This window comes from Bacillus sp. FSL E2-8887 (assembly GCF_038007205.1).
Classification (GTDB): domain Bacteria; phylum Bacillota; class Bacilli; order Bacillales; family Bacillaceae_G; genus Bacillus_A; species Bacillus_A mycoides.
Genome location: NZ_JBBOWS010000001.1, coordinates 111,414 through 135,488, shown reverse-complemented (window position 1 = coordinate 135,488; position 24,075 = coordinate 111,414). Strand labels below are relative to the sequence as shown.

Annotated in this window: 23 protein-coding genes; 9 read left to right on the top strand and 14 right to left on the bottom strand. The window is 36.0% G+C overall.

Translation table 11 applies throughout. The annotated features are described in order from the left end of the window. Positions 1-78: 78 nt before the first annotated feature. From NSQ08_RS00580 to NSQ08_RS00565, 4 genes are all read right to left on the bottom strand, one after another. Positions 79-747: a DUF2642 domain-containing protein gene (locus tag NSQ08_RS00580; protein WP_340770290.1), complete on the bottom strand. Its 669-nt coding sequence runs from the start codon at positions 745-747 to the stop codon at positions 79-81. 179 nt (positions 748-926) lie between these two features. After that, positions 927-1,376 carry a spore coat protein gene (locus NSQ08_RS00575; protein ID WP_340770288.1) on the bottom strand — a complete coding sequence of 150 codons (450 nt, stop codon included), beginning with the start codon at positions 1,374-1,376 and terminating at the stop codon, positions 927-929. Positions 1,377-1,396: 20 nt separating this feature from the next. Continuing rightward, positions 1,397-1,921 carry a spore coat protein gene (locus NSQ08_RS00570; RefSeq protein WP_088293265.1) on the bottom strand — a complete coding sequence of 175 codons (525 nt, stop codon included), beginning with the start codon at positions 1,919-1,921 and terminating at the stop codon, positions 1,397-1,399. Positions 1,922-2,169: 248 nt separating this feature from the next. Then, on the bottom strand, positions 2,170-2,409 hold the full coding sequence (locus NSQ08_RS00565; protein WP_002010190.1) for a helix-turn-helix domain-containing protein: 240 nt from the start codon (positions 2,407-2,409) through the stop codon (positions 2,170-2,172). Positions 2,410-2,591: 182 nt separating this feature from the next. Here NSQ08_RS00565 and NSQ08_RS00560 point away from each other — a divergent pair, with 182 nt between their 5' ends. After that, complete coding sequence (locus NSQ08_RS00560) at positions 2,592-2,960, top strand: hypothetical protein (protein WP_002010187.1); 369 nt, start codon at positions 2,592-2,594, stop codon at positions 2,958-2,960. 231 nt (positions 2,961-3,191) lie between these two features. On the opposite strand, the gene NSQ08_RS00555 is transcribed toward NSQ08_RS00560, so the two are convergent. After that, entirely contained in the window at positions 3,192-4,241 is a 1,050-nt protein-coding gene (locus NSQ08_RS00555) for an NAD(P)/FAD-dependent oxidoreductase (protein ID WP_340770279.1), read from the bottom strand. Positions 4,242-4,571: 330 nt separating this feature from the next. Here NSQ08_RS00555 and NSQ08_RS00550 point away from each other — a divergent pair, with 330 nt between their 5' ends. From NSQ08_RS00550 to NSQ08_RS00540, 3 genes are read left to right on the top strand one after another with little or no spacing between them, the layout of a single operon-like run. Further along, the gene (locus NSQ08_RS00550) at positions 4,572-5,489 is read left to right on the top strand and encodes an iron-hydroxamate ABC transporter substrate-binding protein (protein WP_000732562.1); all 918 of its coding nucleotides are present in this window, start codon (positions 4,572-4,574) and stop codon (positions 5,487-5,489) included. A gap of 48 nt (positions 5,490-5,537) precedes the next feature. Then, entirely contained in the window at positions 5,538-6,578 is a 1,041-nt protein-coding gene (locus NSQ08_RS00545; RefSeq protein ID WP_002091286.1) for a FecCD family ABC transporter permease, read from the top strand. Next, a complete protein-coding gene (locus NSQ08_RS00540; RefSeq protein WP_340770266.1) occupies positions 6,575-7,582 on the top strand; it encodes a FecCD family ABC transporter permease in 1,008 nt (335 codons plus the stop codon). Before NSQ08_RS00545 ends, NSQ08_RS00540 begins: the two co-directional genes overlap by 4 nt. Positions 7,583-7,628: 46 nt before the next feature. Here NSQ08_RS00540 and NSQ08_RS00535 read toward each other — a convergent pair whose 3' ends face one another. Genes NSQ08_RS00535 through mtnK form a run of 3 tightly spaced genes read right to left on the bottom strand, consistent with a single transcriptional unit; the run spans position 7,629 to position 10,610 of the window. After that, the gene (locus NSQ08_RS00535) at positions 7,629-8,270 is read right to left on the bottom strand and encodes an L-fuculose-phosphate aldolase (RefSeq protein ID WP_002029515.1); all 642 of its coding nucleotides are present in this window, start codon (positions 8,268-8,270) and stop codon (positions 7,629-7,631) included. Between the two features lie 54 nt (positions 8,271-8,324). Beyond that, positions 8,325-9,368, bottom strand: coding sequence for an S-methyl-5-thioribose-1-phosphate isomerase (mtnA, locus tag NSQ08_RS00530; protein ID WP_340770263.1), 1,044 nt, complete (start codon positions 9,366-9,368; stop codon positions 8,325-8,327). Positions 9,369-9,380: 12 nt separating this feature from the next. Then, a complete protein-coding gene (gene mtnK, locus NSQ08_RS00525) occupies positions 9,381-10,610 on the bottom strand; it encodes an S-methyl-5-thioribose kinase (protein ID WP_002124934.1) in 1,230 nt (409 codons plus the stop codon). Between the two features lie 590 nt (positions 10,611-11,200). On the opposite strand from mtnK, the gene ahpC reads away from it, so the two are divergent. Both ahpC and ahpF read left to right on the top strand, forming a co-directional pair. After that, entirely contained in the window at positions 11,201-11,764 is a 564-nt protein-coding gene (gene ahpC, locus NSQ08_RS00520) for an alkyl hydroperoxide reductase subunit C (protein WP_000924420.1), read from the top strand. Positions 11,765-11,778: 14 nt separating this feature from the next. Then, positions 11,779-13,305: an alkyl hydroperoxide reductase subunit F gene (ahpF, locus tag NSQ08_RS00515; protein ID WP_002124933.1), complete on the top strand. Its 1,527-nt coding sequence runs from the start codon at positions 11,779-11,781 to the stop codon at positions 13,303-13,305. 50 nt (positions 13,306-13,355) lie between these two features. Here ahpF and NSQ08_RS00510 read toward each other — a convergent pair whose 3' ends face one another. Together NSQ08_RS00510 and NSQ08_RS00505 are read right to left on the bottom strand one after the other, a co-directional pair. Further along, positions 13,356-13,964: an SAM-dependent methyltransferase gene (locus NSQ08_RS00510; RefSeq protein WP_340770260.1), complete on the bottom strand. Its 609-nt coding sequence runs from the start codon at positions 13,962-13,964 to the stop codon at positions 13,356-13,358. A gap of 152 nt (positions 13,965-14,116) precedes the next feature. Continuing rightward, on the bottom strand, positions 14,117-15,232 hold the full coding sequence (locus NSQ08_RS00505; protein ID WP_002124929.1) for a M20 peptidase aminoacylase family protein: 1,116 nt from the start codon (positions 15,230-15,232) through the stop codon (positions 14,117-14,119). 289 nt (positions 15,233-15,521) lie between these two features. Between NSQ08_RS00505 and nhaC the strand changes: the two genes are divergently transcribed. Then, positions 15,522-16,943: a Na+/H+ antiporter NhaC gene (gene nhaC, locus NSQ08_RS00500; protein ID WP_002010164.1), complete on the top strand. Its 1,422-nt coding sequence runs from the start codon at positions 15,522-15,524 to the stop codon at positions 16,941-16,943. On the opposite strand, the gene NSQ08_RS00495 is transcribed toward nhaC, so the two are convergent. Continuing rightward, on the bottom strand, positions 16,940-18,217 hold the full coding sequence (locus NSQ08_RS00495; RefSeq protein WP_340770255.1) for a transcriptional regulator: 1,278 nt from the start codon (positions 18,215-18,217) through the stop codon (positions 16,940-16,942). The two genes, nhaC and NSQ08_RS00495, sit on opposite strands and share 4 nt — an antisense overlap. A gap of 93 nt (positions 18,218-18,310) precedes the next feature. Here NSQ08_RS00495 and NSQ08_RS00490 point away from each other — a divergent pair, with 93 nt between their 5' ends. Both NSQ08_RS00490 and NSQ08_RS00485 read left to right on the top strand, forming a co-directional pair. Next, on the top strand, positions 18,311-19,420 hold the full coding sequence (locus NSQ08_RS00490) for a mandelate racemase/muconate lactonizing enzyme family protein (RefSeq protein ID WP_078203774.1): 1,110 nt from the start codon (positions 18,311-18,313) through the stop codon (positions 19,418-19,420). A gap of 14 nt (positions 19,421-19,434) precedes the next feature. Next, on the top strand, positions 19,435-20,130 hold the full coding sequence (locus NSQ08_RS00485; protein ID WP_340770247.1) for a GNAT family N-acetyltransferase: 696 nt from the start codon (positions 19,435-19,437) through the stop codon (positions 20,128-20,130). 132 nt (positions 20,131-20,262) lie between these two features. Here NSQ08_RS00485 and NSQ08_RS00480 read toward each other — a convergent pair whose 3' ends face one another. The 3 genes from NSQ08_RS00480 to NSQ08_RS00470 form a co-directional block, all read right to left on the bottom strand. Continuing rightward, complete coding sequence (locus NSQ08_RS00480) at positions 20,263-20,970, bottom strand: M48 family metallopeptidase (protein ID WP_340770245.1); 708 nt, start codon at positions 20,968-20,970, stop codon at positions 20,263-20,265. A gap of 94 nt (positions 20,971-21,064) precedes the next feature. Next, positions 21,065-21,583, bottom strand: a complete 519-nt coding sequence (locus tag NSQ08_RS00475; RefSeq protein ID WP_002029506.1) for a YehS family protein — start codon at positions 21,581-21,583, stop codon at positions 21,065-21,067. A gap of 375 nt (positions 21,584-21,958) precedes the next feature. Further along, positions 21,959-23,977, bottom strand: coding sequence for a GAF domain-containing sensor histidine kinase (locus NSQ08_RS00470; protein WP_340770241.1), 2,019 nt, complete (start codon positions 23,975-23,977; stop codon positions 21,959-21,961). Between the last annotated feature and the right edge of the window lie 98 nt (positions 23,978-24,075).

Sequence of the window (24,075 nt, the reverse complement as noted above, 5' to 3'; positions counted from 1 at the left end):
ATCCAAATCGAATTAAACAAATAGGCTCGACCTTTTCTTCCCTATATATAAAAGAAAAAGCCAGCCCTTTCAACTAGCCTACGGACAATGGACAGATTTCACATGTTGAATATTCACGTACATTTTTGCGTCACGTGCTTTTAATATTTCAATATGCCCTTCATCAATTTTCGTCATCTTTCCGATTTTATTAGATTCCTCGCCTAAATCAAACACCATAATTTTCCCTGACATTTTAATAAGCTGTTCTTCAAAAGTTCTAGCTAGAGTAATATTTAATGGATTTACGGGGAGTTCATTTTTATTGAGGGAATAAGGCACTTGGTTCTCTTTATAAGGAATTAACCACTTCAAATGCTTTAAAGATATATATACAGTTTTGTAAACAGGGCTATAAAAAACAATATAATCGTTCATCACACTTGTAACATAACCGTGTATCGGAACATTTCCTGCCACATAAATTTCTGTAAAAATCCCTTTAGATGTGATTAATACTTTTCTCAAAGAAATTGAAGGTGATTCCCTCTTAATTACAGAGTCCACACCAGGCCTTAATATTTCTTCATCATGCTCTCTTAAAAATTTATAATACTGGATATGGTATAAAGATATATATACATAGTCTTGTCCATTGTAAAGAACTACAATATCATTTCCTACATCAATTAATACACCTTTAAATCTTTTTTCACCGATTAATTTAACGTATATATTTTCTCCAATATTTTTGTTTAACTCATTCATCTATATCCTCCTTTCTATAAAATACTACTTTTCCTGCCTTCCATTTCTAAAAAAAATAATCAGGGCAATGTTCTGTCTTTTAATAGTAAGAGATCCTTTTCATATATCGTTCATAATTGTAGCGAACTATGAAATCGTTCTTTACTTCCAATCATAATGCCCCTCTTATTTATTAAACATTATTCATCTTCATTCTTTTTACATTTCACTACTTGACTCACACTCTTAACATGATAATTAATTATATAAATAACTTCATCACAGTTTACTAGTATAATACATTCTTCATGCACTTCACTTAATAAACCTTCTACACACTCTGGTCCACCGCGATTAATCTTTATCCACTTATACTTCAGGTCTTTTAATACATCAAAAAAAGTATCTTCATCAGAATAGAAACCTGAACCATAGTAATCGTCACATTTTGTTTCTTTCACTTTCTTGACTAGACTCTTCACATGTTTCAGCTGATAATACACTACTTCTCCATGGGGTAATTGTAGTGTAAGGTAATCTTTTCCTAACGATAACAGTACACCTACTCGACTTTCTGGTCCGCGCAGATTTACTTTTACATTCTCACCGACTAAACCTTTAATTTGATCACAGCATAATACGCTCTCCAAGTTCGTATCCTCCTTCCTTATTATCTTCCTCTACTTGATTGTCTTTGTGCACGAGTTCGACCTGAATTATTGCTTTCACTATTGCTTTCACTGTTGCTTTCACTGTTACTTTCTTCGCTCTCTCCGCACACTACTGGGCTATAACTAACACTCTTAATATGAGTTATTGAGATTAATATAACTTCTTCTTTTACAATTAATGTCACATAATCACAAGAAACATCTTGTAAAATACCTTCAATTTTTTCTGGGCCACCCCGATTAATTTTCACCCAGCGATATTTGAAGCTTTGAAGTAGCTTTTCAAAGTCATCTTCATATTCCAACCATCCATAATCATCTGCTTCACAATCTTTCGTATTTTTTGTAACACTTTTTAGATGGCGAAGCTGATAGTAAGAAAGCTCTCCTTTTTCACTCTTTAATACAAAGTAATCCGAACATACTGCGACTATTATTCCTTTTTGAGATTCTGGACCACCTCTGTTTACTCTCACGTAAGATCCAATTAAGTCTTTCAAAAAATCACAATGAAATAAACTCACGAGAAAACCCCTTCCATTAATTTATAAGCTTTTGCACTGATAGTATATGTATCTGTACAGGTTATGTTCGCTATGTTTGTCCCCGCTATGAAAAAATATGCTTTTAACTAATAATACTAATCCCCATAAAATCTTCTTTCCCTTAAAGTAACTCTAGGATTTCGGATGACTTTTTCATCCCTTAATATAAAAAGCCCCCGTATTAAGATACATTTCTGCATATCTTAATACGGGGGCTTTTTATAAATTTAATCTTCGTCTTTAACATCCATATCTTCTGGAATTGGTTCATTTAATATTTCTTCCACTAACTGCTTATATTTCTCCATTTGTTCTAAATGTGTATTAAACTGTTCCTTATTTATTAAATATTGCTCTCCATCAAACAATGCACGAACTTTCTTTTGCTGAATTAAGTCTTCAACATACGATTTTGGTAATTTCAAATACTCCGCAGCCTCTTCTATCGTTATATACAATGTGTTCATTCCTTTATTATTTTTTCATATACATAATGTATCTTACTTTATTTTTGTAAACAAATAAAAAAGATTTTGTAAATACAAATTAAAAAGCAGGTAGATGCATTCCATATATTGTATAATAGTATAGTAAGTATTTTTTTAAATATAGAATGGTATTACCCATTTACACAAAGGAGAGTTAACATATGGCTACTCGTCACATCATTACAATGTTAGAAAAAACATTACGAGTTGAAACAGAAAACACAATTTCTCATCTATCTAAGTCTTTATCCGATCGTATTCTTTCACAAAGTGCAGCAGTACATGAAAATAATTGTTATCATACGATTGGTGAATGGTACAAAAATCATTTCTTATTCCAACAAGATGATTTCCTTTGGGCTAAATACGTTTTCTATGATGCATATTGTGAAGCTATAAAAAAACAAGGCAATCTTACAAAACGCGTTCGTCAAATATTAGAATCATTAGCTCGACAACATGGAAAACAATATATTGTTTCTATACAAAATATCCCATTTCCTAATGAACAGGAAAAAGGGACAGCATAATTTAATAATGTTCCGCACAAACCAACTATAGATTCATTGTTTCCTAGAAAGATTTACAAATAAAATGTTCAAGTCTTTGTGTTCCCTTTTTATAGAAATACATTCATATGACATGAACTAATGAAAACGGTGTCATGAAAATGATTGAAAATATAGTAAACAGGAAAAACCCCATTTGTATCTCTCGTCCATAGAAATAGAGATGTAAATGGGGGTATACTTGTTCCTTTATTATTTCATCATCTGCTTAATCAATTCTCGATTTCTCTTCTTAAATACTTCATTATGGGAAGAAACCATTCCGTACTCACTTGCATCAGGTTGAATAAATTGTTTCGCTTTATTCACAGCATTTCCAGCATCTTGGAATGCCCCTGCAATTAAATGTAATTTTCCGTCATGCTTTAAAATATCTCCAGCGGCATATAATCCGTCTACCGAGGACTCACTATTTGCATTCCCTGCAATATAATAATTATCAACAATAGCAACATCTAGCTCACTATTTTCTAATAATGTTATATCGCGTTCATATCCATGATTAATAATAACTTCATCGATAGATAAATGAGAAACTTCTCCAGTTTCATGATTTGTTAATTCTACATATTCAATCGCTTCATGGTTATCACCAGCAATTAATTTTGTAATCGATGTATTAAAGAAACATTCTGCTGAACTGTTCATAAGTTGTTTTACTTGTGCTTCATGACCAGATAATTCTTCTTTTCTATATGTTAAATAAACTTTTTTCGCGATTGGTTCTAATTCGTTCACCCAATCAATTGCGGAGTTCCCTCCGCCTGAAATAATTACCGTTTTATCTTTGAAACGTTTTAACGATTTAACTGTATAATTTAAATTTGAGACTTCGAATCTCTCAGCACCTTCAATTGATAACTTTTGTGGATTCAATATACCACTCCCAGTTGCGACGATCACTGTTTTTGAAAAATGTTCTTCCCCAGAGCTTGTTTTCAACGTAAAAATGCCATCCTGATTACGAATAATTGATTCTATTTTTGTATTCAATACAACTTCAGGCTGAAATGTTAATCCTTGTTGTACAAGTTGCTCAATTAATTTCTCACCAGTAACCGGTAATAATCCGCCAATATCCCAAATCATTTTCTCCGGATAAACATGTATTTTTCCACCTAACTGTGGTTGAAATTCTATTATTTTCGTTTTCATCTCTCTTAGTCCACTATAAAAAGCTGAATAAAGCCCTGCAGGTCCTCCGCCTATCACAGTTACATCAAACAATTCTTCTTGATTCATTCGTGTCACTCCTCAGCTACTAATAATTGATTATCATTCTCAATAAAATATAACTTGTTTTTATAAATTTTACAATCAAAATCACTATTGACAATACACCTATATAAAATTATAGTATTTAAAGAATCAATAGTGATAATCATTATCAATTTGTTAATTATTAGCAACTGTGAGATTACATCTTCTTCTATTACTATGGTGAATACTATATGGTAAAATCTCAAGTTCAAGATTGTTAATAAGACTTTTGTATTACCACTAACTTTTCAAAAGATCAAAGCTAAACAATTTATTGTATATCACATATCATCTATCAAAAGGAGAAAGACGATGAAAAAATTATTTATTTCACTAACAGTTCTGTTCGTCCTTGTTATGAGTGCTTGTAGCAACGGTTCAACAGACAAGAAGAACGACGCAAAAGGTAAGAAATCAGAAACAATTACATACCAATCTGAAAATGGTAAAGTAGAAGTTCCAGCAAATCCACAACGTGTTGTTGTCCTATCATCATTCGCTGGTAACGTAATGTCATTAGGTGTAAATCTTGTTGGGGTAGATTCATGGTCTAAACAAAACCCACGTTTCGATAGCAAGCTTAAAAATGTCGCTGAAGTATCAGATGAAAATGTTGAAAAGATTGCAGAATTAAATCCAGATTTAATCATTGGTTTATCAAATATTAAAAATGTTGATAAGTTAAAGAAAATCGCTCCTACTGTAACATACACTTACGGAAAAGTTGATTACTTAACACAACACTTAGAAATCGGTAAATTATTAAATAAAGAAAAAGAAGCAAAAACTTGGGTTGATGATTTCAAGAAACGCGCACAAACAGCTGGAAAAGACATTAAAGCGAAGATTGGTGAAGATGCAACAGTTTCTGTTGTTGAAAACTTCAACAAACAGCTTTACGTATACGGCGAAAACTGGGGCCGTGGAACAGAAATTCTTTACCAAGAAATGAAATTAAAAATGCCTGAAAAAGTAAAAGAAAAAGCTTTAAAAGAAGGATACTACGCATTATCTACTGAGGTATTACCTGAGTTTGCTGGTGATTACTTAATCGTAAGTAAAAACAAAGATACTGATAACTCATTCCAAGAGACAGAATCATATAAAAACATTCCAGCAGTAAAAAATAATCGTGTATATGAAGCAAACATGATGGAATTCTATTTCAATGATCCACTTACATTAGATTTCCAACTAGACTTCTTCAAGAAGAGCTTTCTTGGTCAATAATACAAACATGAGGAATTCTTAATTTAAGAATTCCTCTTCCTTTATTCTATGAAAAGAAAAGATGTGAAACGAATGAAAAAAGAGCAAGACAACCTACGTTCCAACGCTTTTACATACAAATTAATTTTGAGTATCATTGCATTCTTTCTTATTTTTATGTTTGCAATGGTGTTAGGCGCTGCAGATACTTCTATAAAAGACGTATGGTTAGCACTTACTTCCTCTGCTAAAGGAGATAAGCTATCCATCCTTCGTGAAATACGTTTACCACGTGAAGTTGCTGCTATTTTTGTAGGAGCTGGACTCGCTGTTTCTGGTGCAATTATGCAAGGATTAACGCGAAACCCACTTGCCGATCCTGGATTACTTGGCCTAACTGGTGGCGCAAATGCTGCACTTGCACTAACACTTGCCTTCAATCCTTCTATAAGCTACCTTTACTTAACACTAGCTTGCTTTATCGGTGCTGCAATTGGCGCTATTATGGTATTTGGAATTGGCATGGTGAAAAAGGGCGGACTTTCCCCTCTTCGAATTGTATTAGCTGGTGCTGCTGTTTCAGCATTTCTACTTGCAATCTCAGAAGGTGTTGGCATTTACTTTAAAATTTCACAAGATGTATCAATGTGGACGGCTGGGGGAGTAATTGGAACGAGTTGGAGCCAATTAAAAATTATTATTCCGGTTATTTCAATAAGTATATTTATCGCTATCTTACTTGCAAAGAAATTAACAGTTCTTAGTTTCAGTGAAGAAGTTGCCGTTGGACTCGGTCAAAAAATTATCGTCATTAAAACAATTTTATTTATCATTATTATCTTGCTTGCAGGTGCTTCTGTAGCGCTTGTCGGAAACATGGCATTTATCGGCCTTATGGTACCCCATATGGTTCGTCCAATCGTTGGACCAGATTACCGTTTTGTTATACCGATGTCAGCGATCGCTGGTGCTTCCTTTATGCTGCTCGCAGATACAATCGGACGTACAATTAACGCTCCGTATGAAACACCAGTTGCTGCAATCGTCGCAATTGTAGGATTACCATTCTTCCTATTCATTGTTCGTAAAGGAGGAAGAACTTTCTCATGATGCAATCTATTCTAAAGAAACAACGCCTTATCATACTTGCATTACTCATACTTACCATCACAACAATTGTAATTGGAATGGGACTCGGTTCTGCCGCTCTCTCCTATGACAGATTAATCCCAACACTTATGGGACAAGGTTCATTTAAAGAAGAATTCGTTTTATATTCTTTAAGGCTACCTAGAATCGTCATTACATTATTAGCTGGTATGGCACTCGCTTTATCAGGTGCTGTATTACAAGGTATTACCCGAAACGATTTAGCTGAACCTGGTATTCTCGGCATTAACGCTGGTGCTGGTGTTGCAGTTTCTGTTTTCTTTCTATACTTCCCGATAGACGTAGGTTCATTTCTTTACCTACTACCAGTCGTTGGATTTATCGGTGCGTTTCTAACAGCTGTTCTAATTTACGTATTTTCATATAGCAAATCCACAGGCCTTCAGCCAATAAGATTAACATTAACCGGCATCGGTTTTTCATTTGCACTATCTGGCGCGATGATTGTACTTATTTCATCTGCAGATCGTATGAAAGTAGACTTTATCGCTAAATGGATTGCCGGAAACATTTGGGGAGATGACTGGACATTTGTTTTAGCAATGCTTCCTTGGCTAATCGTATTAATCCCATTTGTTTTCTATAAGGCAAATAGATTAAATATACTAGCATTAAACGAGCCAGTAGCAATCGGTGTTGGAATTGAAATTGAAAAAGAACGAAGATACTTATTAATCGCAGCCGTTGCACTTGCTGCCGCTGCTGTTTCCGTAACAGGAGGCATTAGCTTTATCGGACTTATGGCTCCTCACATCGCCAAATCTTTAGTAGGTCCAAGGCATCAAATATTCATCCCTATCGCCGTTTTAATCGGCGGATGGTTATTACTACTAGCGGATACAATTGGACGAAATATCGTCGAACCTAGCGGTATTCCAGCTGGTATTATCGTTGCTTTAATTGGTGCACCTTACTTTATGTATTTGTTATTGAAGAAGGCATAGAGAAACACCCTCAAGATTTTTTTCTTGAGGGTGTTTTTATTTCATTCTACTGCTGCCCATACCCTTCAAACTTCTTCGCCAAATTCTCCATCTCGTCTTCTGGCAGTAATTTCGGTTCTCCGACACTTTTCGTTTGATAATAAATTTGAGCACAAAACTCTATTTCTTCTGCAATAGTAAACGCCATTTTTATATTATTCGCTCCGGCCATTAAACCATGGTTCGCAAGTAAAACTGCACGGCGATCAATCATGCCCTCGAAAGCAGCCTCTGCTAATTGCTCCGTACCAAATGTTTCATACGGTGCACAGCGTACATTCGGGCCTGCAAAAGCAATTAAATACGATACTGCAGGAAGTTCCCACCCTAATGATGCGATTGTCTTCGCGTAAGGAGAATGTGTATGCACAAGCGCATTTATATCTTCACGATTTCTATAATAGATAAGGTGCATATCTAATTCGCTTGATGGTTTTCTCTCTCCTTCTATCACTTCACCATCTAAATTCAATATAACTACATCTTCAGGCGTCGTTTCATAATAATCTAGACCACTTGGGCTAATTGCAACAAGACCTTGTTCACGATTGAAAATACTAATATTACCGCCAGTCCCCTTTGTTAAACCACTAGAAATCATTTTCTTTCCGTACGCTACAACTTCTTCTCTTTCTTTTTGCAGTAACATATACATCCCCCTAGTAAGAAACTTATGATGACTATTTTTCTAAAAACTATCTACTTATTGAAATAGCTTTTTTAAATTCTCCATAAACGGTGCTCTCACAATTCCTTTTTCCGTAATAATCGCTGTTACATTTTCATATGGCGTGACATCAAATGCCGGATTGTATACTTTACTTTCTTGCGGAGCAGAGTATTGTCCGAAACGATTGATCACTTCAGAAGCATCCCTTTCTTCAATTGGAATTTCTTTTCCTGTCAGTGTTTTCAAATCAATTGTCGGCGTTGGTGCTGCTACATAAAACGGAATGTTATAATATTTAGCCAAAATCGAAACACCTAATGTTCCAATTTTATTTGCTACATCCCCGTTTGCTGCTACACGATCACATCCAACGATTACTGCATCGATTTTCCCTTGTGACATGACCATTGCCGCCATATTATCTGTAATGACCGTTACATCAATTCCCGCTCGCTGCAGTTCTAATGCCGTTAACGTTGAACCTTGTAATCTAGGGCGTGTTTCATCGGAATAGATTTTTAAGTCCCATCCTTTTTCTTTCGCTAAGTACATTGGAGCTGTCGCAGTGCCATACTTAGTCGTTGCTAACGCACCTGCATTACAATGCGTTAATACCCCCATGCCATCATGGAATAATGTTAATGCATGTTCTCCAATTTGACGGTTAATTTCTTCATCTTCTCTATGAATCTCTTTTGCTTCTTCTAATAATCTATCTTTCAACTGCGCAATTGATAAGTGAGCATTCTCTTTCGCGACTCTTTCCATTCTTTCAAGCGCCCAAAATAAATTTACTGCCGTCGGTCTTGATGTCGCTAAGTATGCACATACCTTTTTTACTTCCGCTATGAATTCTTCCGCCGAACTTTCCGCAACTTCCTTTACTCCTAAATACACACCGTAGGCTGCTGAAACACCTATTGCCGGCGCTCCTCGTACTTTCATTACTTGAATCGCATCCCACACACCCTCAGCCGTTTTAAAAGATTCATAGACTACTTCGTTCGGTAATACCGTTTGATCCAATAACACTAAAGTATCATCTTTCCACTGAATTGGTATTAATTGCTCTGCCATCATCTTCTCCCCTTATTTCGCACTATGCATTGACTGTTTTTTTAACGTTTCTACAAAGCTGCTACCTGTTTTATATTGATTCGCTTGTAAAATAAACTTCTTCGCTGTCTGAAGACAAATTCGCTCCGCTCTAGCACGCGCCTCTTCATTCTCAATACAAGTCATATCCTTTACCTTCGCTAGACCAACAATACGACGAATTAACTCAAGACCCGTCACTGCAGCTGTATCCTCTAATACAGATTGTAAATAAACTCGGTTAAAGCCTTCTTCCTTCGCCATAATCTCTGTCACATGAATATCCCAAGCATCTAAAAACTTCTTCTTAAATAAATCAATTACATCTATCATGGTAGATTCTATCCAGTTCATATATGTATCTTTCTCAATACCAGATTGCATCACTGCATCTGCATTCACCCATGCAAACATTAAATTCGCCATTATATTCCCAACGTCATATCCCATAGGTCCATAAAAAGCAAATTCAGGATCAATAACCTTTGTAGAATCACTTTTTACAAAAACAGAACCAGTATGTAAATCACCGTGAAGTAGCGCTTGTGCATTCGTCATAAACGAAAACTTAAGTTTTGCTACTTCCATACGAAGCTCTTTATCACTATAAATATGCTCCCTAATCCATCCTTCATTTAATTGAAACAATTCGTTGCGTTTATTATGGTTTGTGAATGGCTCTGAATATACGAGGTCCTCTGTAATCTCACATAACTCAGGATTTATATAATTTTTCACGAGTTCCTTCTTCTCTTTATGATTCATTACAACATCTGATGTTAATAGAAGGGTATTTACCATAAAAGTAGTTAAATCATCAGCAAGCCTCGGAAACATTTGATGATTTATGAGTGCTGTACGCAATATTGTGTGATCTGATAAATCTTCCATCACGCAACAATTCATCACACTATCAAACAAATATACATTTGGCACGAGTCCAGATGCTAACTCTCCTTCTAATCGCAAAACATCTGATTCTATACGGATTCGATTCGTCGACAACTTAAACTCATCTGAAATACGCGCTGTATCCCCAGCTTGCTTTACAATGACAGAAATGTTCTTCTGTTCATCCCAAACGCGGAACACATAATTTAAATTACCATCACCTATTTCTTTACACTTTAGCCCCTTTGCATGCTCGAACTTAGGTAATTTCTCTTGCACATATGCAATCACATCTTTAGCTTCCATTAAAAAATACTTCGTGAACTTAGACATGGTTTCCCCTCCACACTAAATGTAAACGTTTTCTAAAAGCCGTAAAAAATAATAGACTGAAACTTTTTCAATCTATACTATATCTTCTCTATTGCAATACATATCTCGCTTTTATTATATCTTGTTAGAAATGAGCGTCAATGTTTCTATTTCTCATTGCAATATACTTCTTATTATATATATTTAAGATGACAATAATTGTTCACAAAGATTCCGATACATTTTGTTTTATTTATTGCACAATTCTTTGTAAAATAGAAGTAAGCAGTTCCTTTTCAAATCCACAACTTCTAAGAAATATTGCCTTCCTAAGAATTTATACTTACACCATGTCTCTAACATACACACTACTCTTTCAAACACTCATTGAAAATTTATGACTTGAAAATTACCTTTTAATTCCCGAGCAGCCTTAATTGAGAATAAATATTAATTAAATTGGTATAAAGTTGGTTTATTCTCTTGACAAAATAACCACTTCTATATGATAATTAATATCGAATTAGAATTATTATAGTTAATTAAAAAATATATTTTATGAGCAAACTAATTTCCGATGCTCAAAACCAACCTTTAGGAGGAATTTTAATATGTTATTAATCGGCACAGAAGTAAAACCGTTTAAAGCTAATGCTTACCATAATGGAGAATTTATCCAAGTTACTGACGAAAGTTTAAAAGGAAAATGGAGCGTAGTTTGTTTCTATCCAGCAGACTTCACATTCGTTTGTCCAACTGAACTTGAAGACTTACAAAACCAATACGCAACTCTAAAAGACTTAGGCGTTGAAGTATACTCTGTATCTACAGACACTCACTTCACTCACAAAGCATGGCATGATAGCTCAGAAACTATCGGCAAAATCGAATACATTATGATTGGTGACCCAACTCGCACAATCACTACAAACTTCAACGTTTTAATGGAAGAAGAAGGTCTTGCTGCTCGTGGTACATTCATCATCGATCCAGACGGCGTTATCCAATCTATGGAAATCAATGCTGACGGTATCGGCCGTGACGCAAGCATCCTTGTTAACAAAATTAAAGCAGCTCAATACGTACGTAACAACCCAGGTGAAGTTTGCCCAGCTAAATGGCAAGAGGGTTCTGCAACACTTAAACCAAGCCTTGACCTTGTAGGCAAAATCTAAGGAGTTCGATCAAAATGATACTAGATGCAGATATAAAAACACAACTATCCCAATACCTTCAGTTAATGGAGAACGATATTTTACTTAAAGTAAGCGCAGGAGACGATAACGTATCTAAAGATATGTTATCTCTAGTAGATGAATTAGCTACTATGTCATCTAAGATTACAGTAGAAAAAGTTGAACTAGAGAGAACACCAAGCTTTAGCGTAAATCGCCCTGGTGAAGACACTGGTGTCGTATTCGCTGGTATTCCATTAGGACACGAATTTACTTCATTAGTGTTAGCTTTACTACAAGTTAGTGGACGTGCTCCAAAAGTTGAACAAAAATTAATCGATCAAATCAAAAACATTCAAGGCGAATATCATTTTGAATCTTATATCAGCCTAAGTTGTCATAACTGTCCTGATGTTGTACAAGCTCTTAACGTAATGAGCGTTCTAAACTCTGGTATTACACATACTATGATTGATGGCGCTGCATTTAAAGAGGAAGTAGAAAGTAAAGACATCATGGCAGTACCAACTGTTTACCTAAATGGCGAATCTTTCGGAAGCGGTCGTATGACACTTGAAGAAATTTTAGCTAAAATGGGTAACGGTCCAGATGCATCAGAGCTTTCTGATAAAGATCCATACGATGTTCTTGTTGTTGGTGGCGGCCCAGCTGGTGCAAGTGCAGCAATTTATGCAGCACGTAAAGGCATCCGCACTGGTATCGTTGCTGAGCGCTTCGGTGGTCAAGTAATGGATACTATGGGTATTGAGAACTTCATCAGCGTAAAACGCACTGAAGGTCCTAAGCTAGTAGCAAGCCTTGAAGAGCACGTAAAAGAATACGACATCGATGTAATGAATCTACAACGTGCGAAACGTTTAGAGAAAAAAGAACTTATTGAAGTGGAACTTGAAAACGGCGCTATTCTGAAAAGTAAGAGCGTAATCGTTTCAACAGGTGCTCGCTGGCGTAATGTTGGCGTACCGGGTGAAGCTGAGTTCAAAAACAAAGGTGTAGCATACTGCCCACACTGTGACGGTCCATTATTCATCGGAAAAGATGTAGCGGTTATCGGCGGTGGTAACTCTGGTATTGAAGCAGCTATCGACTTAGCAGGTATTGTGAAGCACGTAACTGTTCTTGAATTCATGCCAGAATTAAAAGCTGATGCTGTATTACAAGAACGTCTTAACAGCTTACCAAACGTAACTGTTCTGAAAAATGTTCAAACGAAAGAAATCACTGGTACTGATAAAGTAAACGGTATTTCTTACATCGATCGTGAAACTGAAGAAGTACACCATGTTGAATTACAAGGTGTATTCGTTCAAATCGGTCTTGTGCCAAACACAGACTGGTTAGGCGAAACAGTTGAACGCGTTCGCGGTGAAATCGTAACAGACAAGCACGGCGCTACAAACGTACCAGGAGTGTTTGGTGCAGGTGACTGTACAAATAATCCGTACAAACAAATCATCATCTCTATGGGTTCAGGTGCGAATGCAGCTTTAGGTGCATTTGATTACTTAATCCGTAACTAATTATATAAACGTGAGTTTTAAAAAAGCAGGTGCCAAGGCACCTGCTTTTTTTATAATCCTAATGTATAAACTAAAAATCTCTCATTCCCATTCTTCTCATAAGCACCCGGTAATCTTATTTCCTTCTTCAATTCAAATGCAGTCTGATTCTCCAAGAAGAAAATATAATCTTCAGAAGGGTAGTATAAAATAATATCAATCTCTCTCTCCACCGCTTCTACTGAAAGCAAAATGTTATTTACTACGTTCATAAACACTTGTACAGAAAATGGATTGAAGAAATAAAACCGGTTATCACGCGGATCAATCTCATATTCCTGCGCTAAACAACATTCAAACCGAATTTTATCTTTACTGTTTCTCACTTTTCGCGCATAATGATCACGATTATCCATTGCTTCTTTATAAAACTCTTCATTCATTTCAATCCCAACGGCCGAAGCATCACACTTATGGTGCATGTAAAAATTCAATCTCCCTTTTCCGCACCCAAAGTCTACAATTCGATCGCTACTTGTTATTTCATATTGATTCAATAACTCATCTAATCCGCTATATGGCGTCGGTTCATAACGGTGATAATGCATAGACTTATTAAATCCTTTTTGCTCGCCGACAGTTTTTATATTTAATACAGCATCGTAATATTGTTCGTTCATTCGTTTGCTCCTATTAAGAATATATTACTATTATTATACACCACGTACTGAATGCTCATTTTTATCAAATTAATTGGTACGTGAAATTATATTATCGCGAAATCGAATATATCGACTTAACAACAAATTCCTACCAAAAAAACAGGAGCTTTCTAGCCCCTGTCTTCTAATACTTTCAATACAGTTTGTTTCAATATTTCTACTCCATCCATTATACAGCTATGATCAAACTTCATATACGGATGGTGTAATCCAGGTTGTAAGTTCGCCCCTAGTCCAAGCATGACAGCTTTTAAATGGGGTCTTTTCACTGTATAGTAATGGAAATCATCGCTTCCTGTCGTATACAGTGGTCCAGTACATCCCTCTTCCCCGTACACTTCAAGAATGCCTTTCCGCATGAAACGCTCAGCTTCTTCTGACACTTCAGCTCCTGGTGCGAGATCAATCCACTCATAAGAAAGTTTAGATCCCATTGATTCAGCTGACTGAATTACTTGCTCTATTTTTCGCTTCAATTCATCTAGTAATATGTTATTTTCTGCTCTTACATCTAAACTAAAGTGCCCGTTACCTGGAATAATATTTAGATTATCACCACCAGCTTGGCATCTCGTCATCTTAACAGAATAAGACGTCTGCGGCGGTAACCATATATTTTTCAATCCAATATTGATCATCGAAATGACATCAATTGCATTTATACCTTGATGTGGGCGTGCCCCGTGTGCATCATCTCCATGAATCATCCCTTCTAAAAATGCTGCAGCTCCGTGACGAATAGATGGGGCTGCTTGTTTCAAAGGCAGTTCTTCAATCGGCCTTAAATGAACACCAAATAAGAAATCAGCATCATCCACGGCGCCCTTCTCTACCATCTTTAAGGAACCATTTCCTTTTTCCTCTGCCGGCTGAAAAATAAATCTAACAGTACCACTATCCCATCTCATATTTTTCAATTGTAAAATAAGGCCCATCACAATTGTCATATGAGCATCGTGGCCGCACGAGTGATTCGCTTTAAATTCTCCGTCTACTTCTTGCCATAGTGCATCCATATCAGCACGAATCGCGATAACTGGATTCCCTCTTCCGATTTCAGCAATCACGCCAGGGCAATCATCAAATATTTTATATGAAATTCCTTCTTCTTTTAGAAAGTTAGTAATATAAGCTGTCGTTTCATATTCCTTCCAGCTTACTTCAGGGTTTTCATGTAAATGCTGAAAAATTTCAGTTAAACGCTCTTGTAGTTCTAATGTTTTCAAAGCTTCATTCTCCTTCCCCTAATTACAAACCATTCAGATTAATTATACTTATGAAAAACAGATGTTTTTATGAACATATTGAATTTTAAGAAAAAAGTCAATTGTTTATTTTTTAATACCGTTAATACCCGATTTCAACTCATCTTATAAAGATATCCATACAAATAGAAGATTCGATATTTTCTGTTTTTATATTGACGCTTACATCTATTTTTAGTTATTATAACTTAATAACGTCTATTTTGCGACAATTCTAAAAATACAAACATACATAATGAGGAGGCAGTTTATGAAAAGAGAAATACCTTTTGGCATAGCAATAATCCCTATTATCATTACAGTTGCAGTTATGATGGTTACAATTGTTGTATTAGAACAAAGCCCTCACGTCCCACTTATTATCGGTACAACCGTTGCTTCGATCGTCGCTTGGCGATACGGTTACAAATGGAATGACATTGAAGAATCGATGTATAAAGGAATTCGCCTTGCATTACCCGCTATCGTTATCATTATTCTTGTAGGTTTAACGATCGGTGCTTGGATTGGCGGCGGAATCGTCGCTACTATGATTTATTACGGCTTAAAACTTTTAACTCCATCACTATTTTTAGTTTCAATTACAATTATTTGTTCTATCGTTGCATTAGCAATCGGTAGCTCTTGGTCTACAATGGGAACAATCGGTGTTGCTGGAATGGGAATTGGCCTAAGTATGGGAATCCCAGCTCCAATGGTTGCTGGCGCTATAATTTCCGGTTCTTATTTTGGCGATAAAATGTCACCGCTTTCAGACACGACAAACTTAGCAGCGGGATTAACAAATACAGATTTATTCACACATATTCGTCATATGTTATTTACTACAATTCCAGGTTTAATTATTACTCTTATCGTCTATGCTTTCTTAGGAAGAAGCTTCGGCGATAACAATATCGATGCAAAAAGCATCGATCAAACGTTACAAGTATTGCAACAAAACTTTGTTATTTCGCCTTTCCTATTAATTATACCCGTAGTCGTTATGGTATTGGTCGCTAAAAAAGTCCCTGCTATACCAGCTATTCTCGTAGGTGTTATTTTAGGATTCTTATCACAAGTCTTTATTCAAGGTGGCTCTGTCTCATCAGCTGTTGGTGCACTCCAAAGTGGATTTGTCATAGACACTGGAAACAAGCTAGTAGATGAACTATTTAACCGTGGTGGCTTAAGCTCTATGATGAATACAGTTTCTATGACAATTGTCGCTATGACTTTCGGCGGAGTACTAGAACATACTGGCATTCTTCGCTCAATTGTAAATCAAATTTTAAAATTAGCGACATCATCAAAAGGACTTATCGCTTCTACCATCGCATCTTGCTTTGCAACGAATCTTACTTGCTCTGAACAATATATTTCGATTGTTGTTCCTTCAAGAATGTATGCAAATGCGTACACAGAAAAAGGACTACATTCTAAAAATTTATCCAGAGCATTAGAAGATGGTGGAACATTAACTTCTGTTTTCGTACCTTGGAATACATGTGGTGTATTTATACTCGCAACACTTGGAGTCGGTGCATTCGAATATGCTCCTTATGCTATATTGAATTTCATCGTACCTATTATCTCAATCATTTATGGTATAACTGGCTTCACAATTACGAAGCTATCTGATATTGAAAAAGCAGACCTATTGAAAAAACAGAAAGCACAACTAGAAGCTTAAAATTTTTGAAACGAATACAACGGTAAATTTAGCTCATATATTGCACGAGGGCGCCCTTGTTGATAGGGCATTTCCTCGCCGCAAATATTGGCATATCTGTAATCAACTAATTTCTTTAACAGCCTTTCCGTCGATCGCCGAGTCACTTGTAAGTACTCAGAAAGATCCGCCGCTGTAAATTTCAATGATGGATGCGATTGACTAAATTGAATGATTTTTGACAAGTTTGCAGGACTAAGCTTCGTTTCCTTCGCTATTTTCATTAATTCAGGATTATCGTTTTTTAAACTTTGTACTCTCTGTTCTTTCGGGAACGGACCAAATAATTCTTTATCACTTGTTAGTATATAAAAGCAGCTTTCTATCGGATTATTCTTTGCGAAACCTCGAGCGATTTTTGCATTTTGTTCCGCTTCATTTACTGTTTTTCCGTAACCAAATCCAATAGATACTGCGCCTTCTATATTCATAAATAAACGATCTATCGTATTTGTTTTTATACTCAATTCAATATCACCACGAGTTGTATACAAAATAAAAGTCATTTCATCAACTTGTTTAAATGAACCACGTAATTCTTTTGAAATTATATTTAATTGTTCAAGCGAGCTTTCTTGTAACTCTATAAAGGATATAATACAAGCACCAACAGTAGCTGAATGGCTTTTTGCTAACTCAGCTTTTATTTTTGCATCTTTTAACCCATGTATAATTGATTGCGTTGGATCTATCATACGCTCTGAAGGAATCCCTATTTTTTGAAGTTCATCGTAGACAGCGTGAATACTAGTTAAAGCTAAATCAACCTCTCCAGATTGATATTTAGCTAAATGAAAATCAATGATTCTCTTAATTTCATCATTACTCCATAACATATTTTCATAATCCATCACTTGCGGCGTTTCTTTTAGACCGATGTCATGGAACACATTTGTAATAAACGAACGATCTACTAAATCAATTGAAATTTTATGAGGTTGAATACTTTGATGGTATATTATAGAAAGGAGTGAAGATGCGACAGTTGTCTCGTCTTGCTGCAAATATACACTTGGAATTGGTAATTGTTCTCTTATTTCTTTTGCCATATAATAAGGTAGGGCACCCGAGAAAAAGATAGCATCACAAGGTTTTAAACGCTTTAATAGTTCAGAAGATTCTGCCGGATGAAGGTAAATATATGGATCAATCTCTATTTCTTCTAGTTTATGAGCAATAGGTAAAAGATTCTCCATAAACTCTTTTGAACCGACAACTGCAATTTTTATCATCATTTTCTCTAACTCCTTATCATTAATTAACGACTATTTAACGTCAACTATATCAAATGTACAAAACCATTGTAAACAGGAAGGGGTCTTTATTCAATGAAAATTACAGCTATTCATCTTTACGCAATTCGTTTACCACTTCGCGATCCGTTTGTTATTAGTTATGGTTCTTATTCTGATATGCCTTCTATTATCGTCAAAATGGAAACAGATGAAGGCATTATCGGTTACGGTGAAGGCGTTGCTGATGATCACGTTACAGGTGAATCATGGGAAAGTACTTTCCATGTTTTAAAACATACACTAGCTCCTGCTCTAATTGGGAAAAATCCAATGAATATCGAAAAAATACACGATATGATGGACAATACAATTTACGGTATTCCTACTGCGAAAGCTGCGATTGATATCGCTTGTTTTGATATACTGGGTAAAAAACTAAATCAACCTGTATATCAATTAATTGGAGGACGCTACCATGAAGACTTTCCTGTCACTCACGTCTTAAGTATTGCAGATCCAGAAGACATGGCTGAAGAAGCTGCCTCTATGATTCTAAAAGGTTACCAATCTTTCAAAATGAAAGTCGGTACAAATGTAAAAGAAGATGTAAAACGAATTGAAGCTGTACGTGAACGTGTAGGAAATGATATCGCGATTCGTGTTGATGTAAACCAAGGATGGAAAAATAGCGCAAACACATTAACAGCACTTCGTTCATTAGGTCATTTAAACATCGACTGGATTGAACAACCTGTTGTAGCGGATGATATTGACGCAATGGCTCATATTCGTTCGAAAACAGATCTTCCGCTTATGATTGATGAAGGACTAAAAGGCTCTCGTGAAATGCGCCAAATTATTAAATTAGACGCAGCTGATAAAGTGAATATAAAACTAATGAAATGCGGCGGCATATATCCAGCTGTAAAACTCGCTCATCAAGCTGAAATGGCAGGCATTGAATGCCAAGTTGGATCCATGGTCGAATCATCTGTTGCCTCTTCCGCAGGATTCCATGTCGCTTTCTCAAAAAAAATCATTACTAGCGTCGAGCTAACAGGACCATTAAAATTCACGAAAGACATCGGAAACTTACATTACGACGTACCATTTATTCGCTTAAACGAAAAGCCGGGACTTGGCATTGAAATAAACGAAAATATATTACAAGAATTAACCGTCTTTCAAGACGTTGTACGCTAAAGGAGGACTAACACATGACGACTCTTTACGAAGGAAAATTAAAACAAAACAACGATCCATTTCACGTTACATTACTATCTTTAGAACATATGGAACAAATTTTATCATTACAAAACGTTGTAGTTGAAGCGCTAGAAGATAAAGGTCGTTTACAACCACTCTCGCTAGAAGAATTTCAATACATTCTAGAAGGAAACGGCATGATGATCGGGGCGTTTATACAAAACGAGCTCATCGCATTTCGTGCCCTACTAGTCCCTCCTATCGACGATGAACATTTAGGGCTTGATATTGGTCTACCAGAAAGTCAGCTACACCGCGTCATCTATCAAGAAATCTCAAACGTTCATCCAAACTGTCGAGGAAATGGCATGCAAAAAATATTAGCCACAGTCATCATGGATGAATTACAAAAAGAAGACAGCCAGTACGACTATGTTTGCTGCACCGTTGCACCTTTCAACATCCCTAGTTTAAAAGATAAGTTTGCGCAAGGGATGGAAATTGCTGCGCTGAAGGAGAAGTATGGCGGGAGTATGCGGTATGTTTTTGTGAAGGAATTGCGTAAGGACACAGAAAGAGATTGGACGAATGTTAAAAGTGTTCCGATGAGTGATGTTAGTGAAAAGCAAGCGTTACTTTCAGAGGGGTATCGTGGATATAAGATGGAGAAAATAGATGGGAATTTCGTTGTGAAGTTTGGGCGATAATCTATATGAAAAAAAGGAAGGGATACCCCTTCCTTTTTACGTTCTCCTCACTGAACAGTTCCTTGGTAAAGGAACTTATATTAACGATTCAACAAGGAATATCGATTTACCGACAAAAATCGATATTTCCTACTAAACCGTCATCTTCCAACTAGATAACGCTAACCAGTTTTCCATTTCCTTATAATCAGGCATTATCTTGCCAACAAGACGCCAAAAAGAGCGATCATGATTTAAATGAACCATATGACACATTTCATGAACAACTACATAATCAATTACCCTTTGAGGTGCCATTGCTAGCTTCCAATTAAACGTTAGCTGTAGATTTGAATCACAAGTTCCCCACGTACGACTACTATCTTTAATACGAATAGAACGCGGCTTTGTTTTGAAGTTACTTTGATGCACTTTAATACTCTTCTCTACTAATGCTTTGCACTGCTTATAGTAAAATCGTTTTAAAGCCTGCTGGATTTTCTCATCCTTAAGCTCATTCACATAAATGTGTAGCTTATCCCCTTCAAACACTGCATTGTCTTGCTCAATACTTGCATCCTGAGAAATCTGTATCGGATACGTATTCCCTAAATAGAGAAAACCCTCTCCTTGATCATAACCCTTTTCCTGTGGTCCAAGCGCTCGCTCCTGCATTTCCTTACGTGTTTTCTGAATCCAATCCCATTTCTCCTCTAACAATTGGACTAAGTATTCAACAGGCGTTCCTTTTGGAGCTTGCACTTCCACATTTCCGTACGAATCTACAAAAAGACGCACCGACTTTTTCTTCTTATAAGTTATATGAAAATTAATTGTCTCACCTAAATATGTATGTACCATTTCATCACCTAGTGTATTATTTTACAAATAAAAAAGAATAGGACACACACGCCCTACTCTATCTATTATATCATTTACTGTTTCACCGAACTTATTATCCTCTGTACTTTACACCTAATCCCTTAATGAAATTCCTTGCGTATCTATCGCCGCACTCTTTGTAATGCTTATGGCCTTTCTTTCTTAATAAAGCGCCTAACTCTCCTTTTGTTACGATGACGCCCACGCTGTCTAATATATCAAGCACATCTTCACTCGTTAAAGATAGTGCTATTTTCATTTTCTTTAAAAGAAGGTTATTGGCACTCTCCTTGCTCTGTACAGGTGCCGGTTGCCCTGGTTTCGGATCTTGCTTCCCTCTTTTTAAAGTAATAAATCCATTTAAAAATGCCTCTAGCATCATCATGTTGCATGTTAATACGTACTCATCTTCGATTACATCATCATCTTCCGCTTCATGTTGTGGACTTCTCTTTACTTTTGTAAGCATATCAAGTACGTCCTCTTTCGTTACTTCCATCCCGCCAAGTTCAAAGATTTCTACCATATCTATATCTCTTATATCTAAAGCGTATCTTACTCTTTTTAATATATCGTTGTTGCTCATTGCCATTGTATTTCCTCCTGAAATGTTGATTATAGTAATGCTTTTAGCATGTATAAATTAATATCGTTAAGTTACTACTTTAACATTTTAGAGGTAGGTTTTGTAGTCTTAGGTGGATTAATGCTTTTGGGGATGATTTTAAAACAGCAAAAAGGATGGGATAATCGCGCAAAATTACGGATGGGGATTTACTATTAATTAACACACTTAAAAATGGACTAACCTGATATAGGTTAGTCCATTTCTTTTTATGCAACTCTAATTTAGTGGGCAACTCAAACATGAATGTTACGCAAAATTCAGGTGAAATATATTGATTGTGTTTACTTAGGTTTTCCTTTTTATTTGTGGTACGGTTCACCGTAACTAATCTAAATGAGGTTATTGTTCATTATTTTCATAATTAAATTTAACAAAAAAGGTAGTACCTTCCGAGCCTGTTTGAATTTCTATTTTCGCATTATGCCGGGCAGCAATGGCATAACATATGCCTAATCCCAATCCAGTTCCATTATCTTTGGTCGTGTAAAATGGAGTACCCAGTTTCTCTAATACTTCAGGCCTGATACCTTTTCCTTGATCCCGCACTGCAAGCACCACACAATTTTGACATTCCTTGTAGGTGCTAATGGTTAGAATTTTCCCTGTGCTCATCGCTTCTAAGCCATTACGGTATAGGTTTATTAATAATTGCCGTATCTCATTACGATTTAAAAGTAATTCCGGAATGTCATTTGTATCGACTTGAATATATTTATTTTGATTATACGTATCAATCTTTATTAAAGGAATAATATCGTGGATAATTGAATTTAAATCTAACATCTGCAAATCCGATTTCCTTGTATTACCGATTGAGAGAAATTCAGTAATAATAGAATTGGCACGGTCAAGTTCTTCAATCATTAAATTAAAGTACTTATTATGTTTCTCATAGGTGTGCTCTTCTTTTAATAACTGCAAAAATCCTCTTACTGTTGTCATTGGATTTCTAATCTCATGGCTGATACCTGCTGCCATTTGTCCTATTAAATCTATGTTGGATAACCTTTTCAATTCCTGCTCATATTGCTTTTTTTTCGTTATGTTTTTAAAAATACAACAAATACCATCATCATACGGGTATGCAATAACTTCGTGCCAATATTCATCAGAGATAGAAAAAAATTCGAAATGAACTGTAATTCGCTCTGACATTGCACGATGAAATTCCTTATACATAACTGCGTCGACGCTACTCGGGAAAACCTCCCATATATTCTTACCTAATACATCTTTTGCTGTTTTTCTTTGTGGAAAATATTGATGCTTATTTACGTACGTGAATTCCCATTTATTATTCAAAGTAAAGAATCCATCCGTAATAATTTCAATCACACTTGTAACTTTTTCATTAGCAGCAGCTAGTTCTCTCGTTCGCTCTTCCACCATGCTTTCAAGTTGATCCATATATAACAAGTTTGAAAACGTAGGAGCTGTGGCATCAACGATAGATTTTGCCAGTTGAATTTGGGAATTATCGTAATTGTGAGCTTTTCCCTCTTTGCCCACGACGATTACCCCTAATACTTCTCCCATTGAAACCAATGGAATCATCAGTAGACCCTTACTATCTATATTTTTTGCTTGAATAACCTCTTGGATCTTGGCTTCATAGCTTTTCTCCATCCAATCCGCTTCTGTCCAATCACAGTCCTTGCTTAACTTCGTTGTTTTAATCGTTGTTTTGTCTATCGGGTCTAAAAGGTGGGCAGCCATGTTTTTACTCTCTAAAATCTGTCCTAAGTAAAAAAAACATTTATCAAAACTCTCCTGTATCGAGGAACACATTGATAAATCACGGGTAACATCTAGTAACAGCTGCTTCTCGGCAATAAGGTTTTCCTTTTGTGTTAAATTATTTGCGTTTTGAATTGCGACCGCAGCCATATTTACATAAGCTTCAACACTTTGAATCTCTGAATCTGTTAAGTTCATTGGAACTCCATAATCAAATAAAAAAACCAGACCAAATAACTCTTGTCCAAATGAGATAGGCAGGGCTAATAAGGACTTAATTTTGAACGCATCAACTGGTCTTGGATCCGGTCGATGATCCTTTGAGGTATCAGGGATATAGATGGTTTTTTTTGTTTCAATAACTTCTTTTGCCAGTAAGTCTATTTCAGGATCAATTACCTGAGTATCGAGCGTTACGCCATTTATGGTCTCTGGTTTCCCTGCAAACCCTCTAAATGTTCCATCTTCCTGGGGTAAATAAATTCCAACAGCGTTGCACCTAACAATCTCCTCTGATATCGCCATTGTTACACGCTGCAATACTTCACGTAGTTCTAATTTTGTATTTATTATTTTTGTTATATTCGCGAGCCTAGAATATCTCGTCTGATCACTTAACATTCACATAGCCTCCAAGTTATAGGCATAATAAAATAAACATGATAATATCAGTGAAAATCAAGACCAACCTGCCATTTTCAATTTTCTCCTGTATTCTT

What these genes read in the sequence shown, in the direction of transcription:
- NSQ08_RS00555 (WP_340770279.1), bottom strand. Translation starts at nt 4,241, where the DNA reads ATGAATCAAGAAGAATTGTTTGATGTAACTGTGATAGGCGGAGGACCT.
- NSQ08_RS00495 (WP_340770255.1), bottom strand. Translation starts at nt 18,217, where the DNA reads ATGATGATAAAAATTGCAGTTGTCGGTTCAAAAGAGTTTATGGAGAAT.
- ahpF (WP_002124933.1), top strand. Translation starts at nt 11,779, where the DNA reads ATGATACTAGATGCAGATATAAAAACACAACTATCCCAATACCTTCAG.
- NSQ08_RS00535 (WP_002029515.1), bottom strand. Translation starts at nt 8,270, where the DNA reads ATGTTACTGCAAAAAGAAAGAGAAGAAGTTGTAGCGTACGGAAAGAAA.
- NSQ08_RS00485 (WP_340770247.1), top strand. Translation starts at nt 19,435, where the DNA reads ATGACGACTCTTTACGAAGGAAAATTAAAACAAAACAACGATCCATTT.
- NSQ08_RS00510 (WP_340770260.1), bottom strand. Translation starts at nt 13,964, where the DNA reads ATGAACGAACAATATTACGATGCTGTATTAAATATAAAAACTGTCGGC.
- NSQ08_RS00580 (WP_340770290.1), bottom strand. Translation starts at nt 747, where the DNA reads ATGAATGAGTTAAACAAAAATATTGGAGAAAATATATACGTTAAATTA.
- mtnA (WP_340770263.1), bottom strand. Translation starts at nt 9,368, where the DNA reads ATGGCAGAGCAATTAATACCAATTCAGTGGAAAGATGATACTTTAGTG.
- NSQ08_RS00490 (WP_078203774.1), top strand. Translation starts at nt 18,311, where the DNA reads ATGAAAATTACAGCTATTCATCTTTACGCAATTCGTTTACCACTTCGC.
- nhaC (WP_002010164.1), top strand. Translation starts at nt 15,522, where the DNA reads ATGAAAAGAGAAATACCTTTTGGCATAGCAATAATCCCTATTATCATT.
- NSQ08_RS00550 (WP_000732562.1), top strand. Translation starts at nt 4,572, where the DNA reads ATGAAAAAATTATTTATTTCACTAACAGTTCTGTTCGTCCTTGTTATG.
- NSQ08_RS00470 (WP_340770241.1), bottom strand. Translation starts at nt 23,977, where the DNA reads ATGTTAAGTGATCAGACGAGATATTCTAGGCTCGCGAATATAACAAAA.
- NSQ08_RS00560 (WP_002010187.1), top strand. Translation starts at nt 2,592, where the DNA reads ATGGCTACTCGTCACATCATTACAATGTTAGAAAAAACATTACGAGTT.
- NSQ08_RS00565 (WP_002010190.1), bottom strand. Translation starts at nt 2,409, where the DNA reads ATGAACACATTGTATATAACGATAGAAGAGGCTGCGGAGTATTTGAAA.
- ahpC (WP_000924420.1), top strand. Translation starts at nt 11,201, where the DNA reads ATGTTATTAATCGGCACAGAAGTAAAACCGTTTAAAGCTAATGCTTAC.
- NSQ08_RS00480 (WP_340770245.1), bottom strand. Translation starts at nt 20,970, where the DNA reads ATGGTACATACATATTTAGGTGAGACAATTAATTTTCATATAACTTAT.
- NSQ08_RS00545 (WP_002091286.1), top strand. Translation starts at nt 5,538, where the DNA reads ATGAAAAGAAAAGATGTGAAACGAATGAAAAAAGAGCAAGACAACCTA.
- mtnK (WP_002124934.1), bottom strand. Translation starts at nt 10,610, where the DNA reads ATGTCTAAGTTCACGAAGTATTTTTTAATGGAAGCTAAAGATGTGATT.
- NSQ08_RS00540 (WP_340770266.1), top strand. Translation starts at nt 6,575, where the DNA reads ATGATGCAATCTATTCTAAAGAAACAACGCCTTATCATACTTGCATTA.
- NSQ08_RS00475 (WP_002029506.1), bottom strand. Translation starts at nt 21,583, where the DNA reads ATGGCAATGAGCAACAACGATATATTAAAAAGAGTAAGATACGCTTTA.